The 20498-nt window shown below is 66.8% G+C and carries 18 protein-coding genes and 1 other RNA gene; 10 read left to right on the top strand and 9 right to left on the bottom strand.

What is annotated here, in order from left to right; all coding sequences use genetic code 11:
* Positions 1-69: 69 nt before the first annotated feature.
* Complete coding sequence (locus tag A7D17_RS07640) at positions 70-450, bottom strand: diacylglycerol kinase (RefSeq protein ID WP_064508553.1); 381 nt, start codon at positions 448-450, stop codon at positions 70-72.
* A 182-nt stretch (positions 451-632) separates the two neighbouring features.
* On the opposite strand from A7D17_RS07640, the gene A7D17_RS07635 reads away from it, so the two are divergent.
* On the top strand, positions 633-1328 hold the full coding sequence (locus A7D17_RS07635) for an SGNH/GDSL hydrolase family protein (protein ID WP_064508552.1): 696 nt from the start codon (positions 633-635) through the stop codon (positions 1326-1328).
* A 71-nt stretch (positions 1329-1399) separates the two neighbouring features.
* Positions 1400-1474, top strand: a non-coding RNA gene (locus A7D17_RS07630) — sX9 sRNA.
* A 352-nt stretch (positions 1475-1826) separates the two neighbouring features.
* On the opposite strand, the gene A7D17_RS07625 is transcribed toward A7D17_RS07630, so the two are convergent.
* The 3 genes from A7D17_RS07625 to A7D17_RS07615 all read right to left on the bottom strand — a co-directional run bounded on the left by A7D17_RS07625 (position 1827) and on the right by A7D17_RS07615 (position 4726).
* Positions 1827-3098 (bottom strand): sensor histidine kinase, encoded by a 1272-nt coding sequence (locus A7D17_RS07625; protein WP_064508551.1) that lies wholly within the window; start codon positions 3096-3098, stop codon positions 1827-1829.
* A 157-nt stretch (positions 3099-3255) separates the two neighbouring features.
* Entirely contained in the window at positions 3256-3969 is a 714-nt protein-coding gene (locus A7D17_RS07620) for a response regulator transcription factor (protein WP_005408123.1), read from the bottom strand.
* A gap of 88 nt (positions 3970-4057) precedes the next feature.
* On the bottom strand, positions 4058-4726 hold the full coding sequence (locus tag A7D17_RS07615; RefSeq protein ID WP_193395326.1) for a GDSL-type esterase/lipase family protein: 669 nt from the start codon (positions 4724-4726) through the stop codon (positions 4058-4060).
* A 103-nt stretch (positions 4727-4829) separates the two neighbouring features.
* Between A7D17_RS07615 and A7D17_RS07610 the strand changes: the two genes are divergently transcribed.
* The 7 genes from A7D17_RS07610 to A7D17_RS07580 all read left to right on the top strand — a co-directional run bounded on the left by A7D17_RS07610 (position 4830) and on the right by A7D17_RS07580 (position 12694).
* A complete protein-coding gene (locus A7D17_RS07610; protein ID WP_275655078.1) occupies positions 4830-5438 on the top strand; it encodes an ABC transporter ATP-binding protein in 609 nt (202 codons plus the stop codon).
* Complete coding sequence (locus tag A7D17_RS07605; RefSeq protein WP_064508548.1) at positions 5435-7918, top strand: ABC transporter permease; 2484 nt, start codon at positions 5435-5437, stop codon at positions 7916-7918. Before A7D17_RS07610 ends, A7D17_RS07605 begins: the two co-directional genes overlap by 4 nt.
* Positions 7919-8451: 533 nt before the next feature.
* On the top strand, positions 8452-9369 hold the full coding sequence (locus A7D17_RS07600; RefSeq protein WP_064508547.1) for a TauD/TfdA dioxygenase family protein: 918 nt from the start codon (positions 8452-8454) through the stop codon (positions 9367-9369).
* Between the two features lie 40 nt (positions 9370-9409).
* Positions 9410-10453, top strand: a complete 1044-nt coding sequence (locus A7D17_RS07595; protein WP_064508546.1) for an ABC transporter substrate-binding protein — start codon at positions 9410-9412, stop codon at positions 10451-10453.
* 2 nt (positions 10454-10455) lie between these two features.
* Positions 10456-11289 carry an ABC transporter ATP-binding protein gene (locus A7D17_RS07590; RefSeq protein WP_064508545.1) on the top strand — a complete coding sequence of 278 codons (834 nt, stop codon included), beginning with the start codon at positions 10456-10458 and terminating at the stop codon, positions 11287-11289.
* Positions 11286-12170: an ABC transporter permease gene (locus A7D17_RS07585; protein WP_064508544.1), complete on the top strand. Its 885-nt coding sequence runs from the start codon at positions 11286-11288 to the stop codon at positions 12168-12170. The genes A7D17_RS07590 and A7D17_RS07585 overlap by 4 nt, the downstream gene beginning before the upstream one ends.
* A 170-nt stretch (positions 12171-12340) precedes the next feature.
* The gene (locus tag A7D17_RS07580; protein ID WP_024938302.1) at positions 12341-12694 is read left to right on the top strand and encodes a DMT family protein; all 354 of its coding nucleotides are present in this window, start codon (positions 12341-12343) and stop codon (positions 12692-12694) included.
* Between the two features lie 90 nt (positions 12695-12784).
* On the opposite strand, the gene A7D17_RS07575 is transcribed toward A7D17_RS07580, so the two are convergent.
* The 5 genes from A7D17_RS07575 to A7D17_RS07555 all read right to left on the bottom strand — a co-directional run bounded on the left by A7D17_RS07575 (position 12785) and on the right by A7D17_RS07555 (position 19037).
* Positions 12785-13717 (bottom strand): DUF6607 family protein, encoded by a 933-nt coding sequence (locus tag A7D17_RS07575; RefSeq protein WP_064508543.1) that lies wholly within the window; start codon positions 13715-13717, stop codon positions 12785-12787.
* A gap of 29 nt (positions 13718-13746) precedes the next feature.
* A complete protein-coding gene (locus A7D17_RS07570) occupies positions 13747-14379 on the bottom strand; it encodes a hypothetical protein (protein ID WP_064508542.1) in 633 nt (210 codons plus the stop codon).
* Positions 14380-14384: 5 nt separating this feature from the next.
* Positions 14385-16616, bottom strand: a complete 2232-nt coding sequence (locus tag A7D17_RS07565; RefSeq protein ID WP_064508541.1) for a TonB-dependent hemoglobin/transferrin/lactoferrin family receptor — start codon at positions 16614-16616, stop codon at positions 14385-14387.
* A 316-nt stretch (positions 16617-16932) separates the two neighbouring features.
* Positions 16933-17172 carry a hemin uptake protein HemP gene (hemP, locus tag A7D17_RS07560; protein ID WP_029219101.1) on the bottom strand — a complete coding sequence of 80 codons (240 nt, stop codon included), beginning with the start codon at positions 17170-17172 and terminating at the stop codon, positions 16933-16935.
* A gap of 881 nt (positions 17173-18053) precedes the next feature.
* Positions 18054-19037 carry an aldo/keto reductase gene (locus A7D17_RS07555; RefSeq protein WP_193395325.1) on the bottom strand — a complete coding sequence of 328 codons (984 nt, stop codon included), beginning with the start codon at positions 19035-19037 and terminating at the stop codon, positions 18054-18056.
* Positions 19038-19191: 154 nt separating this feature from the next.
* Between A7D17_RS07555 and A7D17_RS07550 the strand changes: the two genes are divergently transcribed.
* Complete coding sequence (locus tag A7D17_RS07550; RefSeq protein ID WP_064508540.1) at positions 19192-20490, top strand: NupC/NupG family nucleoside CNT transporter; 1299 nt, start codon at positions 19192-19194, stop codon at positions 20488-20490.
* The last annotated feature ends 8 nt before the right edge of the window (positions 20491-20498 follow it).

The raw sequence follows: 20498 nt of genomic DNA, 5'->3' as shown, positions 1-20498 counted from the left end.
ACCAGACCGCTGGCCCGCAGCGACATCAGGCCATGGCGCGCGCTCACCAGCGCACCGCTGCAGCTCCCCTCAGAGCACCCGCGGCAGCAGGATCAGCCCCCAGCACAGCAGCACGTTGAGCAACAGCAGGAACACCGCCGCAGAGCCCATGTCCTTGGCGCGGCCGGCCAGCACGTGATGCTCGGGGCCATAGCGTTCGATCACCGCTTCGATGGCGGAATTGAGCAATTCGGCCGCCAGCACGATCAACAACGGGGCGATCAACGCGATGCGCTCCAGTGGCGTCTGCCCCAGCCACACGCCCAGTGGCGCCATCACCACCGCCAGGCAGACTTCGAGCCGGAACGACGATTCGTGCAGCCACGCCGCGCGCAGGCCTTGCCACGACCAGATCGCCGCCTTGAGCATGCGGCGCGGGCCGCGCGGCACGTGTCCCAGTTGATCGGCCATGCGTCAGGACGTCCGGCCGCAAGGGCGGATCTGGAGACAGGAAGAACGCATGGCGTGGTCGCTGCTGGGGAAAGTGCGAATCTTGCACCGTGACGCGGCGCATCGCCAGCCACCGCCCGGTTTGCCCTCAGCTTGCAGACTGCTGCACCATGCCAGGCCCGTTCCATCGTTGCAGGATTCTGATGCTCCCATATCGCTTACGCGCACTGCTGTGCGCGCTTGTACTGGTCTCCAGCCAGGCCATCGCCCAGGCTCCGCACGCCGCGCCCGTGATTCCTGCGCAGGTTTCCAACGCGGCCTGGGAGCAGGACATGCAGCGCTTCGCCGCCAGCGATGCGCGCCAGCCGCCACCCAAACACGGCATCGTGTTCGTCGGCAGTTCTTCGATCCGCTTCTGGGACACGCTGGCCAAGGACTTTCCCGGCAAGCCGGTGGTCAACCGTGGCTTTGGCGGTTCGGAGGTGCGCGACAGCACCTGGTACGCCGACCGCATCGTGATCCCCTACGCGCCGCGCCAGGTGGTGCTGTATGCCGGCGACAACGATCTCAATAGCGGGCGCACGCCCGAGCAGGTGCGCGACGACGTGGTGGCCTTCGTCACGCGCATCCGCCGCGACTTGCCGGACACACGCATCAGCTATCTGTCGATCAAACCCAGCCCCTCGCGTGCGCAACTGCTGCCATCGGTCATTGCCGCCAATCGCCTGATCAAGGATGCCTTGGCGGCGGTTCCGCGAACGGATTACGTGGATGTCTACACGCCGATGCTCGATGCCAGCGGCAAGCCGCGTCCGCAGCTATTCCGCGAGGACATGCTGCACATGACTGCCGACGGTTATGCGCTGTGGCGCAAGGCAGTGGCACCGGTACTGGAGTAATTGCTTAAGAGCAGCGAACAAACCTACTGCGCTCACCGCCAGGCGGGCGCGGCCGGTGCTCGGAAATCCTCATGTAGCAGTTGTACATTCTGTTCCTCGGCGCCGTCCGCACCCACCTGACGACCGTTAGCCACGTTTTGCTAGCCGCTCTCAGGCGCCAGATGGATCGATCCGGCGCAGCATTGCGGATCGCCCACACTGCGCGGGGTGCGGCGACATGCTTCGGTGGCCGTCTGCAGCCTTGCGAATGCAGCGGCCGCTGCGGAAATCGCACGGGACGCGTCGCTGCGCAACGAGCATCGTCGAGCCGTTCAATCTCATTGACGCAATAGGTGCCGTCGCACGCGCACGGCAGATGGGCATCCACCGTGTGACCGGTACACACGCACTCGCTAACACGCATCACCCGACTTCAAGCAGGCACCGGCCTGATGCGTCATCCATGCGTGCGACTCCGAAGCGACCCACCGATATTCGCAGCAACCACAGCAGCCAGCCTCAGGCCACTACCACCGCCACCGACGTGCCCACACCCGCCTCGCTCTCCAACTCGATGCGCCAGCCGAAGCGGTCGCACAGCCGGCGTACGATCGACAGCCCAAGCCCGGTGCCTTGCGGGCGCGTGGGGTCGGCGCGGAAGAATGGCTCGAACGCACGCGCACGGGCTTCGTCACTCATGCCGATGCCGGTATCGCGCACCACGATCCGGTCCTGGGTAACCTCCACCTCGATGCTGCCGGTGTCGGTGTAGGCGCAGGCGTTGCGCAGCAGGTTGCTCAGCACCACCCGCATCACCCGCGGTGGCGCGAACATCTGCAGGCGGCGGTCGCCGACCATGAGCAGCGACACCGGCTTGTCGCCCAGCAGTTCGCGCGCACTTTCGACCTCCTCGCTGGCCAGTTCGGCCACATCGAAGGTTTCGCTCTGCGGGTCGATCTCCGCTTCGCGGGCCAGAATCAGGAACGCATCGATCACCGCTTCCATGTCGCGACCGGCGCGCTGGATCCGGCGCAGGCTGCGCTGGGTACGTTGCGACAGATCGTCATCGGCCAGGGCCATGTCGCTGGCCACCCGGATCACCGTCAGCGGCGTGCGCAGCTCATGGCTGGCATCGCGGGTGAAGTTGCGTTCGCGTGCCACATGCTCGCTGACCCGTTGCCCCAGCGCGTGCAGCGCAAGCGCCAACTGCCGCGTTTCGCCCTGCAACTCCGCCGGCAGCCGCTCCGGCGCCAGTTCGTCGACATCCGGATTGCGCGGATCCCACTGCGACACGCGCCGCGCCAGCCAGCTGATCGGCGACACCAGACGCTTGGACACCCGGTAGGTGAACCACGACACGCCGTAGATTCCCAGCAACACGATGATGGCCGGCACCACGCCAAACCAGAGCGTGAGGTGCGCGGCGCGCGAGCGCGGGAACACCAGATACAGGCGGCCTTCCGGGCGTTGGTCCACATAGACCAACGCATCGGCGGCAGCAACTTCACTGAAGCCCGGCGACAGGCGCCGCAGTGCGGCAGGCGCCGTATCGGCCGCGGTTCCGGCCGGCGAGAAATAGCCCTGAATATTGCGCGTGTTGGGCGGCCGGTTGTCTGGCGCGCTCTTGTGCATCTGCCAGAAGTGCACGGCCTCGTCGGCGAGCACGGTGCGCACCAGGCTGTACTTGATGACAAAAGAGATCAGGTACCCGCCCAGCACGATCGCCAGGCTCGCCAGCGCGACCTGCAACAGGAAGGCAAGACGTATTTTTCTCGGGAGCCCGTGTGGCATTGCTGCATCCAGGGGAGAGCGCCGGATTATAGGCAACGCTTCCGTGATTCCTTCGTGCAACCAGTCAGCGGCACGGGAGAGCGGGCGGCGCGGGGGCGCCTGCAGGAGCAGCCGGCCACCTGACGGTGGTCGGCCGGAACATCAGGTCATCGGTTGATCAGGTCATCGGCTGGGCGATGTCGGCAATCCGGTAGCCGGCACTCTGCACGGTGTGCAGCAGCGGACGGTCGAACGGCTTGTCGATGATCTTGCGCAGGTTGTACAGATGGCTGCGCAGGGTGTCCGAATCCGGCAGGCCATTGCCCCAGATCTCGCGCTCGATTTCCTGGCGTGTCACCACGCGTGGCGATTCGCGCATCAGGATGGTCAGCAGGCGCAGGCCGATCGGCGAGAGCTGCAGCTCGGTGCCAGCACGGGTGGCGCGCATGCTCACCGGGTCCAGCACCAGGTCGGCGACCTTGAGCACTTCCGAGCCCACCTGGCGACGCTCGCGGCGGATCAGGGCACGCAGACGCGCTTCCAGCTCCTGGATCGCGAACGGCTTGGTCAGGTAATCGTCGGCGCCGAAGCCCAGGCCGGTGAGCTTGTCGTCCAGCGTGTCGCGGGCGGTCAACATCAGCACCGGCGTGGACTTGCGTGCGTCGTTACGCAGGCGGCGACACACTTCGATGCCGTCCAGACGTGGCAGCATGAGGTCCAGCACGACCACGTCGTAACTGTTCTCGGCGGCCAGACGGTAGCCGTCCAGTCCGTCCTGCGCGTAGTCGACCTCGAAGCCACGGCCTTCCAGGTACTCGCCGATCATTTCGGAGATATTGCGGTTGTCTTCGACGACCAGCACGAGGCCGGACGTTTCCTTGGTCTGACGCATGGACTTTCCTCGGTCTTCAGCTTTGTGAAACATGCCGGATTGCGGGTGCAAGCGACGTGAAGGCCGAATAACGTTTCATCTCATTCGATCAACGCCCCAGCAATGGGCGCAGTGCCGGCCACACCGTCTCCAGCACCTTGGGCTGGGCGGCCGCGGTCGGATGCAGGCCATCGGCCTGCATCAGGCCCGGCTGCAAGGCCACTTTTTCCAGGAAGAATGGCACCAGGGCCGTGTTGTACTGCTTGGCCAGGTCCGCATAGGTCGCCTTCAGACGCTCGCGGTAGGCCGGGCCGTAATTGGGTGGCACATCGATGCCGAGCAGCAGCACCTTGGCACCAGACGCCTGGCTGAGCTTGATCATCTTCTCCAGATTGCCCTTCAGCTGGGCCGGAGTCAGCCCGCGCAGCGCATCGTTGCCGCCCAGCTCGATCACCACCACGCCTGGTGCATGCTTCTGCAGCAGGCCGGGCAGCCGGGTCAGCGCGCCGGATGTGGTCTCGCCGCTGATGCTGGCATTGACGACCGCCGGTGGCGTCGCCATGTCACGCTTCAGGCGCTGGTCCAGCAGGGTGACCCAACCGGACTGCACCGGAATGTTGTGCGCAGCGCTCAGGCTGTCGCCCACCACCAGGATCGGTGCAGCAGTCGCCGGACTTTTGGCAGAGGCAATCCCCGGCGCAAGCAGGGAGAGTGTCAGCAGCCACAGGACCAGCGCGCCATATCGCAGTGTTCTTTCACGCATTCGGAGATTCCTCATCGACAGTCTGGCCCCCCGCTCCAGCACCCGCACCGCCATCGACGTCCGCGAGGTCGGCAAATCCGTCAGTGGCCCGGAGGGAACGCTCCACATCCTCGACAACATCAGCTTGACGGTCAGTGAAGGCGACAGTATCGCCATCGTCGGCGCCTCCGGTTCGGGCAAGACCACCCTGCTCGGCCTGCTGGCCGGGCTGGACCTGCCCAGCCGCGGCAGCATCGCACTGGCCGGCCAGGACCTGGGCCAGCTCGACGAAGAAGCGCGCGCTGCGCTGCGCGCGCGCGAAGTGGGCTTCGTGTTCCAGAGCTTCCACCTGCTGCCGGCGCTGACCGCAGAAGAAAACATTGCGCTGCCGCTGGAACTGGCCGGGCGCGAAGACCCGGCACGGGTGCGCGAGGTGCTGGAGGCAGTGGGCCTGAGCGCGCGTGCGCGGCACTACCCGCGCCAGTTGTCCGGCGGCGAGCAGCAGCGCGTGGCGCTGGCGCGTGCTTTTGTGGCGCGCCCGCGCATCCTGTTTGCCGACGAACCCACCGGCAGCCTGGACCAGGCCACCGGCGCGCAGATCAGCGACCTGCTGTTCGCGCTCAATGCCACCAGCGACACCACCCTGGTGCTGGTCACCCACGACATGACGCTGGCGCAGCGCTGCCGGCACATCTACCGCATCGACGGCGGCCGCCTGCACGCGCAAGCGTCCGGCGCGGCGGCATGAACGTCGTCAAGCAGGCGGCGCGCGCGGTGCGCCGCGAATTCCTGGCCGGCGACCTGCTGACCGTGTTCGCCGCGCTGGTGCTGGGCGTTGCGGTGATGACAGCGGTAGGCACCCTGGTGGACCGGGTGACGCTGGCATTGACCTCCAGCGCGGCAGAAGTGCTCGGTGGCGATCTGGGCGTGACCGGACGCCAGGAGATTCCGGCCGACTTCGCCGCCGAAGCGCAGCGCCGCGGGCTGCAGAGCACGCGCATGGTCAGCTTCCCGAGCGTGCTGTTCCATCACGACGCCAGCCAGATGGCCAATATCCGCGGCGTGGGCGCCGGCTATCCGCTGCGTGGGCAGTTGCTGGTGTCCAGGGACGGCAGCGGCGGCGAAGGCAGCCCTGCCACCGCACCGCCGCCGGGCCAGGCCTACGCCGACCCGCGGCTGCTGGAAGCGCTGGGCCTGCGCGTGGGCGAACAGCTGGAATTCGGCGCCGGCCATCTGACCATTACCGGCGTGCTGCGCGCCGAACCGGATGCGTCCGGCGAGCTGATGCAGTTGTCGCCGCCGCTGCTGGTCAATCGCGCCGATATCGAAGGTGCCGGTCTGCTCGGGCCCGGCAGCCGCGCCTCCTACCGGTTGATGTTCGCCGGTGCGCCGGATGCCATCGCCGACCTGCGCGCCTGGCTCAAGCCGCGCGCCAGCGAGTACCGCCTGGTCGGCATCGAAGACACCCAGCGCGGCATGCGCGCAGCGTTCGACCGCGCCGGTCGCTTCCTGGCCCTGTCGGCCTTGCTCGCCGTGTTGTTGTCGGGTGTGGCGACCGCGCTGGCGGCCAACCGCTTTGCGATGCGGCGCATCGACACCGTGGCGGTGCTGCGCTGCCTGGGCGCGAAGCAGCGCGATATTTTGGCGATGCTGTCGCTGCAATTGCTGTTGACCGCGATTCCGGCCTGCCTGGTCGGCATCGGCCTGGGCATGCTGGCACAGGAGGGCCTGGTCCAGGCGCTGGGCAGCTTGATTCCGAACCGGCTGCCGTTGCCGCAGGCCACCCCGGCCCTGGCAGGCGCAGGGATCGGCCTGGTGCTGTTGCTGGGCTTCGGCCTGCCACCGCTGCTGCGGCTGCGCAACGTGCCGCCGATGCGGGTACTCAACCGCAGCTTTGCCGCGGTGCCGCCGAGCTCGTTGCTGGTCTACGGCGCTGCGCTGGCCGCAACGCTGGCGCTCACCGTCTACGCCACCGGCAACCTGGTGTTGGCGGGCTGGGTGCTGGGTGGCCTGGCCGCGCTGGCGCTGGTGGCGATGCTGCTCGGGCTGGGCTTGCTGGCCCTGCTGCGGCCGATCCAGCACCGCCTGCGCGGCGCCTGGAAACTGGGCCTGGCCTCGCTCACCCGCCGGCGCGGCCTGAGCGTGGTGCAGCTGGTCGGCCTGTCGCTGTCGTTGTGCGCGCTATTGCTGCTGTCGGTGGTTGGCCCCGGCCTGCTCGGCCAATGGCGCGACCGCCTGCCGGCAGATACCCCGAACTATTTCCTGATGAATATCCAGCCCGAGCAGACCGAGCCGGTGCTGCAGACGCTGCGCGGATTGGGCGCCGACGGCGCTGCGGTGGAGCCGTTCTCCACCGGCCGTCTGGTCGCCATCAACGACAAACCGCCGGTGCGCGGCGACCGCGATCCAGCCGACGATGGCGATGGCGACAACCGCCCGGTCAATTTCTCCTGGCGGCATGCGTTTCCGCCAGCCAATACGCTGCTGCAGGGCAAGTTCTGGAGCGCCGACAGCACCGCTGCCGAAGCCTCGGTGGAAGAAGGCTGGGCGCAGCGCTATCAGCTCAAACTCGGCGACCGCATCACCCTGCTGCTGGGCGAGCAACAACGCAGCTTCACCGTCACCAGCATCCGCAAGGCCGATTGGGATTCGTTCCGGGTCAATTTCTTCCTGCTGCTCAATGAAGGCGCGGTGGGCGATGCGCCGTACAACCTGATTTCCGCCTTCCACCTGCCGCCCGGCAGTGCGCCCAGGCTGGCATCGCTCAGTCGCGACTACCCCAATATTTCGGTGTTGGACATCGACGCGATTCTCGGCCGCGTGCGCGAGGTGATCGACCAGGTGGCGCAGGCCGTGCAGCTGGTGATGGGCTTCAGCCTGCTGGCCGGGGTGCTGGTGCTGCTGGCCGCCTTGCAGGCCACTGCAGGCGAGCGCCGTTACGACAGCGCCGTGCTGCGCACGCTGGGCGCGCGGCGCGGGCAATTGCGTGGCGCGGTGCTGGTGGAGTTCGGCGCATTGGGGCTGCTGGCTGCGGGCCTGGCGGTCACGGCGGCGGCCGTCATCGGCGCAGTGGTCGGGCAGCAGGCGTTCGAGATCGCACTTGCACCGGACTGGCCGCGCCTGCTGCTGGGCGGCGCCTTCGGACTGGCGCTGAGCCTGCTTGCCGGCTGGTCCGGCACCCGGCGCATTTTGTCCACGCCGCCTGCATTGGCGCTGCGTACCGAGTGAGCACGCGGCGCTGGAGTTGGCGTTCACGTGTTTGCCGTCGCCCCGGAGTGCCGCGCGGCATGCCGGGCGGTCGATACGCCATGACACGCGTGACCGCCCGAACGAAGACATCTCCGGTTCTGCTGGCGCCTTGCGTATCAGCCCCCTGAAACAGGCGTCTGCCGTAGGCAAGCCGCAGCCCGCGATGCGGACGCAGCATCGATGTGCGGCGTCAGTGCGAATGACAAACACGGTGTGACCGTCAGGCACGTGCGCGGTGTTCCGGGTTCGCCTTGCACCGCACAGACGCCGTGCTTTCTTCGCGCAATTCGTGTTCATTGCTGGCGCTTGCAGCATCTTTCCGGCTGTTGCGGACCAGTCAGCGGTGCGCTGGCACCCCGCTGACTGCTCGTTGCGGTCGATGAGGCGCTGCATATATCCGCAGCGCATAAGCACCTTGCCAATCGTACGTTCGCAGCAGGAACACGACTGCCTACAGTGACCAGTCCGGTCGCCGTGTCAGGCGGCCTTTGCTGTTGTCGAGGTGCAAGCTCGTGGCCAATGTTCGTTCTGCAGCGCGCGTGCAGTCCTCGCGCGCCGATGCCAACACGGGACACACCGCCGGCGTGCGGATCGTGCCCTTCGATGCGCCGCTGGGCGCGGAAGTCATCGGTCTGGATCTGTCGCAGCCGCTGGATGCGGACACCTTCGCGCGCATCCACCGCGCGCACCTGGATCACCATGTGCTGGTGTTTCGCGATCAGCGCATCACCCCGGCGCAGCAGGTCGAATTCAGCCGCCGCTTCGGCCCGCTGCAGATCCACGTGCTGCGTAATTTCCAGCTGCGTGGGCATCCGGAAGTGCTGGTGGTTTCCAACATCAAGGAAAACGGCCAGCCGATCGGCCTGGGCGATGCCGGGCATTACTGGCACTCGGACCTGTCCTACAAAGAGACCCCCAGCCTGGGCTCGCTGCTGCATGCACAGGAGCTGCCTGCCGAGGGCGGCGATACCTTGTTCGCCAACCAGCACCTGGCCTGGCAGACCCTGCCTGATGCACTCAAGCGCACCGCGCAGGACCTGCGCGCCGAGCACAGCTATCTGGCCAAATACGAGGCGTTGCGCGCGCGCAATCCGTGGCGCCCGGCGTTGACGCCGGAGCAGATTGCCGAGGTCACGCCGGTGCAGCATCCGGTGGTGCGCACACACCCGGAAACCGGGCAGAAGGCCTTGTTCGTCAGCGAACATTTCACTACCCGCATCGTCGGGCTGCCCGAGGACGAAAGCCACGCGCTGCTGCAGACCTTGTTCGCGCACAGCACGCGCGCGGCGCTGGTGTACCGGCACCGCTGGCAGCCGCACGACATGGTGTTCTGGGACAACCGCTCGGTGATGCACCTGGCCGCCGGGACGCCCGACCATCTGCGGCGCCGGCTCAACCGCACCACCATCGAAGGCGATGCGCCGTTCTGACCGCACCGCTGTTCCCTCCCCCTCGCTACCGGAGCGCTGCATGCGTCTGACCGTCATTTCCCACGCACCGTTGCTGCGCCGCCGTCTTTCGCGGCGCGTGGCGGTCCTGCTGCTGGCGGCACTGCCGCTATTGAGCAGCGCGGCGCAGGCCGAGGGCACGCTGCGCATCGCCAAGCAGTTCGGCATCGTCTACCTGTTGCTGGACGTGGCGCAGGATCAGAAGCTGATCGAGCAGCAAGGCAAGAAAGCCGGCGTGGATATCGACGTGCAGTTTCTGCAGCTGTCCGGCGGCGCGGCGGTCAACGATGCCTTGCTCACCGGTTCGATCGATATCGCGGGGGCCGGTGTCGGGCCGTTGTTCACCATCTGGGACCGCACCCGTGGCCGGCAGAACGTGCGCGGGGTGGCGTCGCTGGGCAACTTTCCGTACTACCTGATCAGCAACAACCCGCGCATCAAGAGCATCGGCGACTTCACCCCGAAGGACCGCATCGCGGTGCCGGCCACCGGCGTTTCAGTGCAATCGCGGTTTCTGCAGCATGCCTCGCAACAGCGCTGGGGCGACAAGGGCACCCATCAGCTGGACCCGCTGCAGGTGGCCCTGCCGCACCCGGATGCGGCGGCGGCGATCATCCGTGGCCGCACCGAGATCACGGCACATTTCGCCAGCCCGCCATTCCAGGAGCAGGAGCTGGCGCGCAACCCGGCCGCGCATATCGTCACCAGCTCGTATGACATCGAGGGTGGGCCGTCGTCGGCCACGGTGCTGTACGCGACCGAAACATTCCGCCGCGACAACCCCAAGACCTATCGCGCGTTCGTGGCTGCGCTGGATCAGGCAGCGACGTTCGTCACCGCGCACCCGGAGCAGGCGGCGGATATCTTCCTGCGCCGGAACGGATCGAGCATCGACCGTGCGCTGGTCCTGCAGATCCTCAAGGACCCCAAGGTGCAATTCACCGTGGCGCCGCAGAACACATTGAAGCTTGGCCAGTTCATGCAGCGCAGCGGCGCAATCAAGCAGGCGCCGGCCAAGGTGGGCGATTACTTCTTCGACGACCCGCTGATTGCGGGCGGGAGCTGAGCATGGCGACACCCTTGCTGCAGGTCGATCACGTCAGCCTGGAATACGTCAACGCACAGCGTGTGGTGCGGGCCACCCATCGGGTGCGCTTCGATGTGCATGCAGCCGACCGCTTCGTGCTGCTGGGCCCGTCCGGCTGCGGCAAGTCCACCCTGCTCAAGGCGGTGGCCGGCTTCGTGCCGCCGCGCGAGGGGCAGATCCGCCTGGATGGGCAGGTGGTGACCGGCCCGGGGCCGGACCGGGTGGTGGTGTTCCAGGAATTCGATCAACTCGCGCCCTGGAAGACCGTGCGCGAGAACGTGGTGTTCGGGCTGCGCGCAGCGCGCAAGCTCGGCCGCGCCGAAGCCCGCGAGCGGGCAGACGAGAGCCTGGCCCAGGTCGGACTGAGCGGGTTCGCCGATGCTTACCCGCACACCTTGTCCGGCGGCATGAAACAGCGCGTGGCAATCGCGCGTGCGCTGGCAATGCGTCCACGCGTGTTGCTGATGGACGAGCCATTCGCCGCCCTGGATGCGTTGACCCGCTCGCGCATGCAGGAGCAGGTGCTGGAACTGTGGGAGCAGGCGCGCTTCACCCTGTTGTTCGTCACCCATTCCATCGAGGAAGCATTGGTGGTCGGCAACCGCGTGCTGCTGCTGTCGCCGCATCCGGGCCAGGTGCGTGCCGAACTCAATGCGCATGCCTTCGGCCCGCACAGCGCCGGCAGCGTGGCTTTCCAGCAGACTGCGCAGCGCATCCATCGCCTGTTGTTCGACCTGCCTGACGATACGCTGGCCGACGACAAGGTGGCGCCGCTGCGACGTCCTGCCCAGCTGCAACGCGAGGCGCTGCCATGAGCGGCTCGCCCGCCGCCGCGCGGCCGCCGGTTCCACCGGTGCGCCCGGAATACGAACTGGCGCTGCAGCCCCTGGATCCGGCCCTGCTGACCGCCGCCGCGCCAATCCGCTGGCAGGCGCCGGCATGGCTGCGCAAGGCCGTGGTGCTGGTGGTGCTGGCGGCGGTGTGGGAGATCGCTGCGCGCGTGGTTGGCGACGACCTGATGTTGCCCAGCGCAGCGCAGACCGCACGCGCGTTTTACGACGGACTGATGTCTGGCCAATTGCTGCGTCGGGTGGGTGCCTCGCTGCGGGTACTGGCGCAGGGCTATCTGCTGGGCGTGGTGTCGGCGTTCGGGCTGACCGCCGTGGCCGCGTCCACCCGCTGGGGCCGCGATGTGCTCGGCACGCTGACCGCCATGTTCAATCCGTTGCCAGCCATCGCACTGCTGCCACTGGCCTTGCTGTGGTTCGGCCTGGGCACCGGTAGCCTGGTGTTCGTGCTGGTGCACTCGGTGCTGTGGCCACTGGCGCTGACCACCTATGCCGGCTTCCAGGCGGTGCCGGAGACCTTGCGCATGGCCGGGCGCAATTACGGATTGCGTGGGCCGCGCTATGTGGCGCAGCTGCTGATCCCGGCCGCGCTGCCGGCGATCCTGTCCGGCCTGAAGATCGGCTGGGCATTCGCCTGGCGCACCCTGATCGCCGCCGAGCTGGTGTTCGGCGCCACCTCCGGCCAGGGCGGTCTGGGCTGGTACATCTTCCAGAACCGCAACGAGCTGTACACCGACCGCGTGTTCGCCGGCCTGGCCATGGTGGTCGTGCTGGGCCTGCTGGTGGAAGCTGTGGTGTTCCAGGCCATCGAGCGACTGACCGTGCGCCGCTGGGGCATGCAGCGCTAGCAGGGTGGGCGTGGCGCGGCCATGCGTGACCAAGCAATTGCATGGATCGTGCTGCGGACAACCATCTGCCTCGAGCACCCTCTGACGCCGCACGCCGGGCTCATCGGCACGGTCGCGTGCGCTTAACGGGGCTGGCTTATGCTTCCGGCCCCTTTCCCGCCGCCGCCGTCATGCCCACCGCCCCCTTCACCGCCTACCTCTACCCGGTCCTGCTGCTGATCGCCAGCAATGTGTTCATGACCTTCGCCTGGTACGGGCACCTGAAGTACAAGAGCACGCCACTGATGATCGCCATCCTGGTCAGCTGGGGGATCGCCTTCTTCGAATACTGCCTGCAGGTGCCGGGCAACCGCCTGGGCAGCGCGGTGTATTCCGCGCCGCAGCTCAAGGGCATGCAGGAAGTGATCACGCTGCTGGTATTCGCGGGCTTCTCGACCTTCTACCTGGGCCAGTCGCTGAAGTGGAATCACTGGGCCGCGTTCGGGCTGATCCTGGTGGCGGCGTTTTTGATGTTCAAGGAATAACGACCGCCTGGTGCGCAGGAGCGCACCCGGGCTCGATCGGGCGTTGCCGATAAGTCCCTTCGCGCCCGGGTGTGCTCCTGCGGCAGGTGGCTAGTTCGCCGCTTCCACCCACTGCGCAAACACCGCATCGATCTGCGCGTCCTTGACCCGCTTGCCCTGCTGTACGCGTTCGGCCTGTTCGAACATCGGCATGATCATCGCCATGCCGTCGGGTTTTGTCTTCAGATGCAGGCCAGGCGGGGTGTCCAGGAACCTGGCCCAGCGTGCGCGTACCTTGGCCCAATAGCCCTGCGTGCCCTTCCAGTACGCATAGGCCGGAGCGAAGTCCACCTCGGTGGTCTTGCGGTACTCGTTGAAACCGAATTCGCGCGCGACGGGCTCCTGGCTGCCGCCGGGCTTGCGCAGCACCTTGGTATTGAACTGCTCGTGCGTCCAGCCGTTGGGCGTGAGCGTGTGCCGGTTGATCACCGACAGCGCGTTGTAGTCGCTGCGCTTGGTGTACTCACGGCGCGGCAGGGGGCGCCAGCTCAGATCGCTGGTCCAGGTGGGATGGCCATCGGCGTAGTCCCAGCGGCCGGTGCCGCAATAGCGCGGCGCATCGCTGACCTCGAAGACGCACTGCGTCCATGCGCCCTGCGTGGCCGATGCCGGCAGCGCACGCACCTGCCAGGTCTGGTCGGCTGTGAATTCGAAACGCTGCGGCGCTTCGTACACCCAATCCTGCCGCCAGTGCTTGGTCACATGCCTGGTCTTTTCGTCGACCAGCAGATGCTGCAACACCAGCTTGCGTGGCGAATCCTCCACCACGATGACCACCTCGTTGGCGCCGCTGCGCATCGCCGAGGCGCGCTCGTAACCGGGCTTGAGCAGCACGGTTTCGTCGAAGGCGAAGTCCACCGCGTATTCGCCCTGCATCGCCAGGATGCTCTGCCGATCCCTTTCGGCAGCGGCGTCGGCGGCAATCGCCGACAGCGGCAGCAGGCTCAGCGCGGCGACAAGGCAGCAGGGCAGTATTCGGTTCATCTGGATTCTCGGTGGTGGTATCAGAAACATCAGCGGCGCAGCCGCAGCACGGCAGCGTGCATGGTCGCCGGGTCGCTACCGGCAGTGGCAGGTGGGGCCGCCCGTAGTGCGGCGGCGCGCGCGCAACAGCAATCATCCACCGCCACCCGTCCGTCAATGCCCTCATCGTGCGCCAATCGCGCAGCGACTTCGGCACCCAACGCCGACACGGTGGCCAGGCTGGCCGCCAGCGACGGCGCGTAGTTGCCGCCGGCCTGCAGGCGCAGCGCGCTCAGCCGCCAGTGCTCGCCGCGCATGCGCCCGGCCAGCCGACGCCACAGGCGCTCGCCCACGCCCAGCGCCTGGTTCTCCATCGCCAATGGCGGTAGCTGGCAGATCAGTCGGTCCCAGCTGAGAAAATCGCTGTCCGGCAGCAGGTAGAGCCGCCAGCAGCACTGTCCGTCGGCATCGAAGAAGCAAACGCCTTCGCGCACGCCGTCGCTGTCCAGCTGCCGGCAGGCCGCCGCGTCGACCGCGTGCTGCCAGCCCTCCAGTTCATTCCCCAGGGCCGGGCGATACAGGCACAGCACCGTGCCCAGGGCCGCCAGCTGCGCGGGACGCGGCAGCGTGCGGCGGGTGGCACGCGGGTTCGACGACAACGGCAGCGGACGGACGATGGGCATGGCCGCTACCAGCTCACGGCCAGGCTGACCGAGGCGGTGCGCCCGGCTGCGGTGAAGCGATCGACTACGGTGCTGCTGGCGAGCGTGCCGTTGGGCAACGCATTCCAGTCCACATAACGACGGTCGGCCAGGTTGAAGATGCCGGCGGTGAGCTTGGCGCCGGGCGCGAACTCCCAATGCCCCATCAGGTCCAGCGTGGCGTAGCCGGCCGGCGTGTAATAACTGTCCAGCTGCGGGCGGCGCTTGCGCGCAACCAAGGTGCCGATCAGTTCGGCGCCCCACTGCGTGCCGTCGAAGGCCACACCCAGCGTGCCGCGCAGCGGATCCACCGAATTGAGCGGTGTGGTGTCGGTGAGGTTGTCGCCTTCCGAATACGCCACCGCGCTATTCAACGACCACCCCTGCCAGCCGGCCAGCACGCCCAGATCGAGCCCGCCGCGCGCTTCGGCACCCTTGATCACCACATCGTCGACATTGCGCGACTGAAACACCAGGAAGCCGTCTGCGTTGGTACCAGCCGGCGCGTTCGACTCGATGAAGTTGCGGTAATCGGTGTAGTACACGGCCAGGCCGAGATACCCCACCGCATCGTTGAAGCGCAGCCCCAATTCGCCACCGCGGCTGGTTTCGGCTTTCAGATCGGGGTTGGCAATGGCGGTGTAGCGCGACTGCAGGTTGGTGAAGCCGATATTGACGTCGTTGTAAGGCGGGGCGCGGAAGCCATGCGCGTAAGTGGCGTAGGCTGACCAGGTCTCGGAAAAGCGCCACACCGCACCGAACTTGGGCGAGACCTGGGTCTGGTCGATGGTCGCCACCGCCACGCCCGGGTTGTCTTCGCGGAAGATGCCATCTGGCTGCGGCGACAGGCGGAAATAGTCCACGCGCACGCCCGGCGTCAGCGACAGCCGCCCGTCCAGCAGGCCGATCTCGTCCTGCGCGTACAGGCCCAGCTTCGTGGTCTGGCTTTTCGGAAAATCACGCACGGGAAATACATCCTGGCCGACCCGGTTGCTGATCGCGCCGTTGGCAAGATTCAGCGAATAGCCATCGCGCTTGGCGCGGGTGTCGGTCCAGGTAGCGTCCAGCCCATAGGTGATGTCGTGCTGCAGCGCATCGGTGGCGATGACCTTGTGTGCATTGACCAGCAGCCCGTACACACGCTGGTCGAAGCTGTGTTCGTTGTGGCGGCGGGTCGCATTGCCGCGCAGCTCGTTGGTGCGCTGCAGGCTTTCGCTGTCCTGGCGATACAGCAGCCATTGCAGGTCGTCGGCAAGCGCGGCGTCCAGCGCATCCAGCTCGTGCCGCAACGAGACCCGCGCCCGGGTCTGATGATCGCGCCCCTGCTGCGACAACACCCGCAGCGACGGTGTCGGCGAGCGCGTATCGATACTGCTCAAGGCCTCGATGCTGCCGTAGTCCTCGTTGCCTTCCACGGTGAGCTTGAAGCGCTGCTGCGCGCTCGGCGCATAGACCAGTTTGGTCAGCACGCTGCGGCCGTCCACGGTTTGCGGGTTGGCGGCGGTCCGGGTGACATCGCGGCTGCGGTTGTCGCCCTGGTTCTGCGTTTCCTGGCCCTGGCGATGCGCCACCGCCACCATGCCACTCCAGCGCTCGCCGCCAAACGCGCCGGTGGCGCCGGCGAACAGGCCATTCCAGTCGCCTTCGTAGCCGAACTTCAGGCCGACGTAGCTGTTCTTGTCGTCGCGCAGATAATCGGCCGGATCCTTGGTGACGAAGGCCACCACACCGCCCAGGGCATCGGAGCCATACAAGGAACTGGCCGGCCCGCGCACCACTTCCACGCGCTTGAGCGTTTCCAGGTCGACGAAGTTGCGATTGGCATTGAGGTAGCTGCCGAACGCGAAGGTGTCCGACACCGGCACGTTGTCCACCAGGATCGCCACGCGATTGCCATCCAGGCCGCGGATGCGGATGCCGTTGGCGCCGGTAAAGCGTCCGCTGGTGCTGGTCACCGACACCCCCGGCGTATAGCGGAACAGGTCCTTGAGCTCGCGCACCAGCTGGTTGTCCAGTTGTTCGCGGTCGATCACATCCACCGTGGCCGGCACATCCACCAGCGCGCGCTGGGTCCGCGTGGCGGTGACTTGCAGACGATCGAAGTCGTGCACCTCCCGCGCAGCGTCGCCACCGGCATCGGATTCTGCGGCATGGGCACACAACGGGGCGGCAGACAGCGCGAGCGACAGCGCGACCACCAGCGGATGCAGGCGAATCATCAAGCAACCTTTGTGGAAGACCCCCCGGCAGCGCGCACAGCGAACCGGCTGCGCACGGCAACCGAGGGTGGAGAGGTGGGTGGCGGACGGCGGCGGCAACGCCCGCAGCGAACAGCCGGCGCCTCTGCAGAGCGGCGCCGATGGAGCGAGTGCAATGGCTGCGGAACCCTGCCGGCAGCGGGCATCGCACGCCAACATCGCAGAAGGCGATGCCGGCGGCTTGCCGTGGCGGCCGATGGCAGCCGTGGCGGCGGTCTGCGCCCGATTTAGCGGGGCGCAGCGGTTCCCTTCGCTGGGACGACGTGGGAGACGCGAATTACTTGGTCAGGATGAGCTTGTCGTTGCTGGTATGGCGCAGGCGATAGACGCGATCGCCATGCTGGATCAACACTTCGCGACGCCCCTTGAGCAAGGCCTCGCTGCTGATGAGGTCTTCGGCGGGCACTACGCGGGGCACGGCACGGTCGCGCAGATTGACCGGTTCGGAGCGAAGCAGCACGGGATGAGCGGTCATGATCTGGATCTCCAGTCGGTTGGCCAGACAAATAATAACCATTCTCATTTAATGATCAAGAGCCATTCTCATCTGAATGGCGGAATCTTTGCATGACCTCGCACTTTTTGATCGATACACCCTATCGACACGCCGGATTTTTCGGAAGCTGCTTGCGGGCGGCCGGCTCGCTCCAGCTGGTCCAGGCAATTGGGTAGCTATCGCGTTGCCCTCTGCCGCGCTCCGATTCGGCAGCTGCGCTTTGCTGCGTTTCGATCCTGGGTAACTGGGCCATCGAATCGAGGGGGCGATGCCAATGCTCCTTGCAAGCGATGCGGGGCATCCATGCCTGAGAAGCGAGCGGCAGCAACTGATGATTTTTAGAGGCACGTCCCCTGCCCCGCTCAACAGCAGTTGGTCGAGCGCGCACTGCACTCACGTATTGCAGGAGGTGCGGTGCCTTCGTCGCTGAAGGTTCCGTGGCGGTATCCATGCCGCCACAGGCTTTCGCAACGCGGTGAGGACACCGTGCCCGGTCGCCGTTCGTCGGCCTGCGAAGCACGGCCTGGCCGCTGATCGCAGGTGGCGTGTATCGCTTGGGTCCAACAGCTGGACATGACTCGACACCAAGGGAACGCCGCCAGTGCACTGCTTACACCCATTCCCAGCGGCCATCTCAGTTGGCCCTGCCCGCCCACCGTCGCGCGACCTGATGCGGCATGGATGGAGCCCTGCATGGACGTAGTTGCGGCGCGGCGCGCGATGGTGGGGGGCCACGCGCCTGCAGCCAGGCCGCAGCTCACTCTTGCAAGAAGCGAACGGTGGCAGGGCCACGCTCTTGGTGCCACTCCTGTAGAGCTGGTCGAGCCGTTTAATCCAATCACCGCACACGGTGCCCCACTTTGCACCGTGCACGCAGCGAGTAACCAACGGTCCTCGACCGCTTAGCGTGTGGCCGCTTCCACCTGCGCCCAGCCGGCTGCATCCACCTGGTCCAGCACCGCTAGCGCGGTCAGGTTTTGTTCCAGCTGCGCCACCCGGCTGGCGCCCAGGATCACCGAGGACACGTGCGGATTGCGCAGGCACCAGGCGATCGCCAGCGGCGCCGGCGCATGGCCCAGCTCGGCGGCCACCGCACAGAACGCGCGGGCGCGTTCCAGGCGGCGGGATTCCGGCGTGCCCAGCACGTCGTCCTGCAGCCAGGCGTTGTCGGGCTGGCCCAGTCGGCTGTCGGCGTCCACCCCCGCGTTGTACTTGCCGGTCAACAGGCCAGAGGCCAGCGGCGACCAGATGGTGGTGCCCAGCCCGGCCTCGCACAGCGGCGCATACTCGTGTTCCAGCCGCTGGCGGTGCAGCAGGTTGTATTGCGGCTGCTCCATCGACGGCGCATGCAGATGCTCCTGTTCGGCGATGGCGATCGCCGCGCGCAATTGCTCTGCGCTCCATTCCGACGTGCCCCAGTACATCACCTTTCCCTGGCGGATCAGCGCGTCCATCGCCCGCACGGTTTCCTGGATCGGCGTGGCAGGGTCGGGCCTGTGGCAAAAATACAGATCCAGATACTCCACACGCAGGCGCCTGAGCGCGGCGTGGCAGGCGTCGGTGACATGCTTGCGCGAGAGCCCGCGCTGGGTCGGGCGCGGGCTGTCCACCGCACCGAAGAACACCTTGCTGGACACGCAGTAGCCATCGCGCGGCAGGCGCAGGTCGGCGATCACATCGCCCATGACCTCCTCGGCACGGCCGCGGGCATAGACCTCGGCGTTGTCGAAAAAGTTGATGCCGTTGTCCCAGGCCGCGGCGATCAGGTTGCGCGCCTCGCTGCGCCCGATCTGCTTGCCAAAGGTGACCCAGGCCCCGAACGACACGGCTGACAGCTGCAGTCCGGTGGAACCCAGACGACGGTAACGCATGGCGAACTCCTGCACCCTCCGGGGCACCTGCCCCGGACCGGATTGCGCAGTTTAGCGGCCGGGACGCTGGCGCGAGCCAGTGGCGGCCGTCTGAATGCCGCTCGCCTTGCCCGCTGAGACCCCCTGCTCTAGGCTTCTCGTTTTGCCGTCAGCAGCCCCGGGGATTGGAATGGTCGAAGGTTTGGGAAGGATCGGTTTCGGCCTGTTCGGTCTGGCAGTGCTCATCGGCATCACCTGGCTGTTTTCGACCAACCGCCGCGCAGTTGACTGGAAGCTGGTCGGCACCGGCCTGTTGCTGCAGATCTCGTTCGCCTCGCTGGTGCTGCTGGTGCCGGGCGGGCGCGACGTGTTCGACTCGCTGGGCAAGGGCTTTGTGAAGGTGCTGAGCTTCGTCAATGAAGGCTCCACCTTCATTTTCGGCAGCCTGATGAACATCGAAAGCTACGGCTTCATCTTCGCGTTCCAGGTGCTGCCCACCATCATCTTCTTCTCGGCGCTGATGGGCGTGCTGTACCACCTGGGGGTGATGCAGCTGGTGGTGCGTGCGATGGCCTGGGCGATCACCAAGGTGATGCGGGTGTCCGGTGCGGAAACCACCAGCGTCTGCGCCAGCGTGTTCATCGGCCAGACCGAGGCGCCGCTGACCGTGCGCCCGTACATCCCCAAGATGACCCAGTCCGAGCTGCTGACGATGATGATCGGCGGCATGGCGCATATCGCCGGCGGCGTGCTGGCCGCGTATGTGGGCATGCTCGGCGGCAGCGATCCGGCGCAGCAGGCCTTCTACGCCAAGCATCTGCTCGCCGCCAGCATCATGGCGGCGCCGGCCACCCTGGTGGTGGCCAAGCTGCTGGTACCGGAAACCGGCACGCCGCTGACCCGCGGCACGGTCAAGATGGAAGTGGAAAAGACCACCAGCAACATCATCGATGCAGCCGCGGCCGGTGCGGGCGATGGCCTGCGCCTGGCGCTGAACATCGGCGCGATGCTGCTGGCCTTCATCGCGCTGATCGCGCTGATCAACGCCCCGCTGACATGGCTGGGCGAAGTGACCGGTGCGGCAGCGGCGCTGGGCCGGCCGACCAACCTGTCCACAATCTTCGGCTACGTGCTGGCCCCGGTGGCCTGGGTGATCGGCACGCCGTGGGCGGACGCGACCACGGTCGGCTCGCTGATCGGCCAGAAGGTGGTGATCAACGAATTCGTCGCCTATACCGAGTTGTCGCAGATCGTGAAGGGCCAGGTTGCCGGCGTGAGCCTGAGCGAAGAAGGCCGCCTGATTGCCACGTATGCCCTGTGCGGCTTTGCCAACTTTAGCTCGATTGCGATCCAGATCGGCGGCATTGGCGGGCTGGCACCGGAACGTCGTCACGATCTGGCCAAGTTCGGCCTGCGGGCGGTGCTCGGCGGTTCGATCGCCACCTTCATGACCGCTACCATTGCCGGCGTGCTGTCGCACTTCGGGTGAGGCGGGGC

Origin of the sequence: Xanthomonas floridensis (assembly GCF_001642575.1) — a bacterium.
Classification (GTDB): domain Bacteria; phylum Pseudomonadota; class Gammaproteobacteria; order Xanthomonadales; family Xanthomonadaceae; genus Xanthomonas; species Xanthomonas floridensis.
This window is presented reverse-complemented; position numbering and strand designations above follow the sequence as displayed.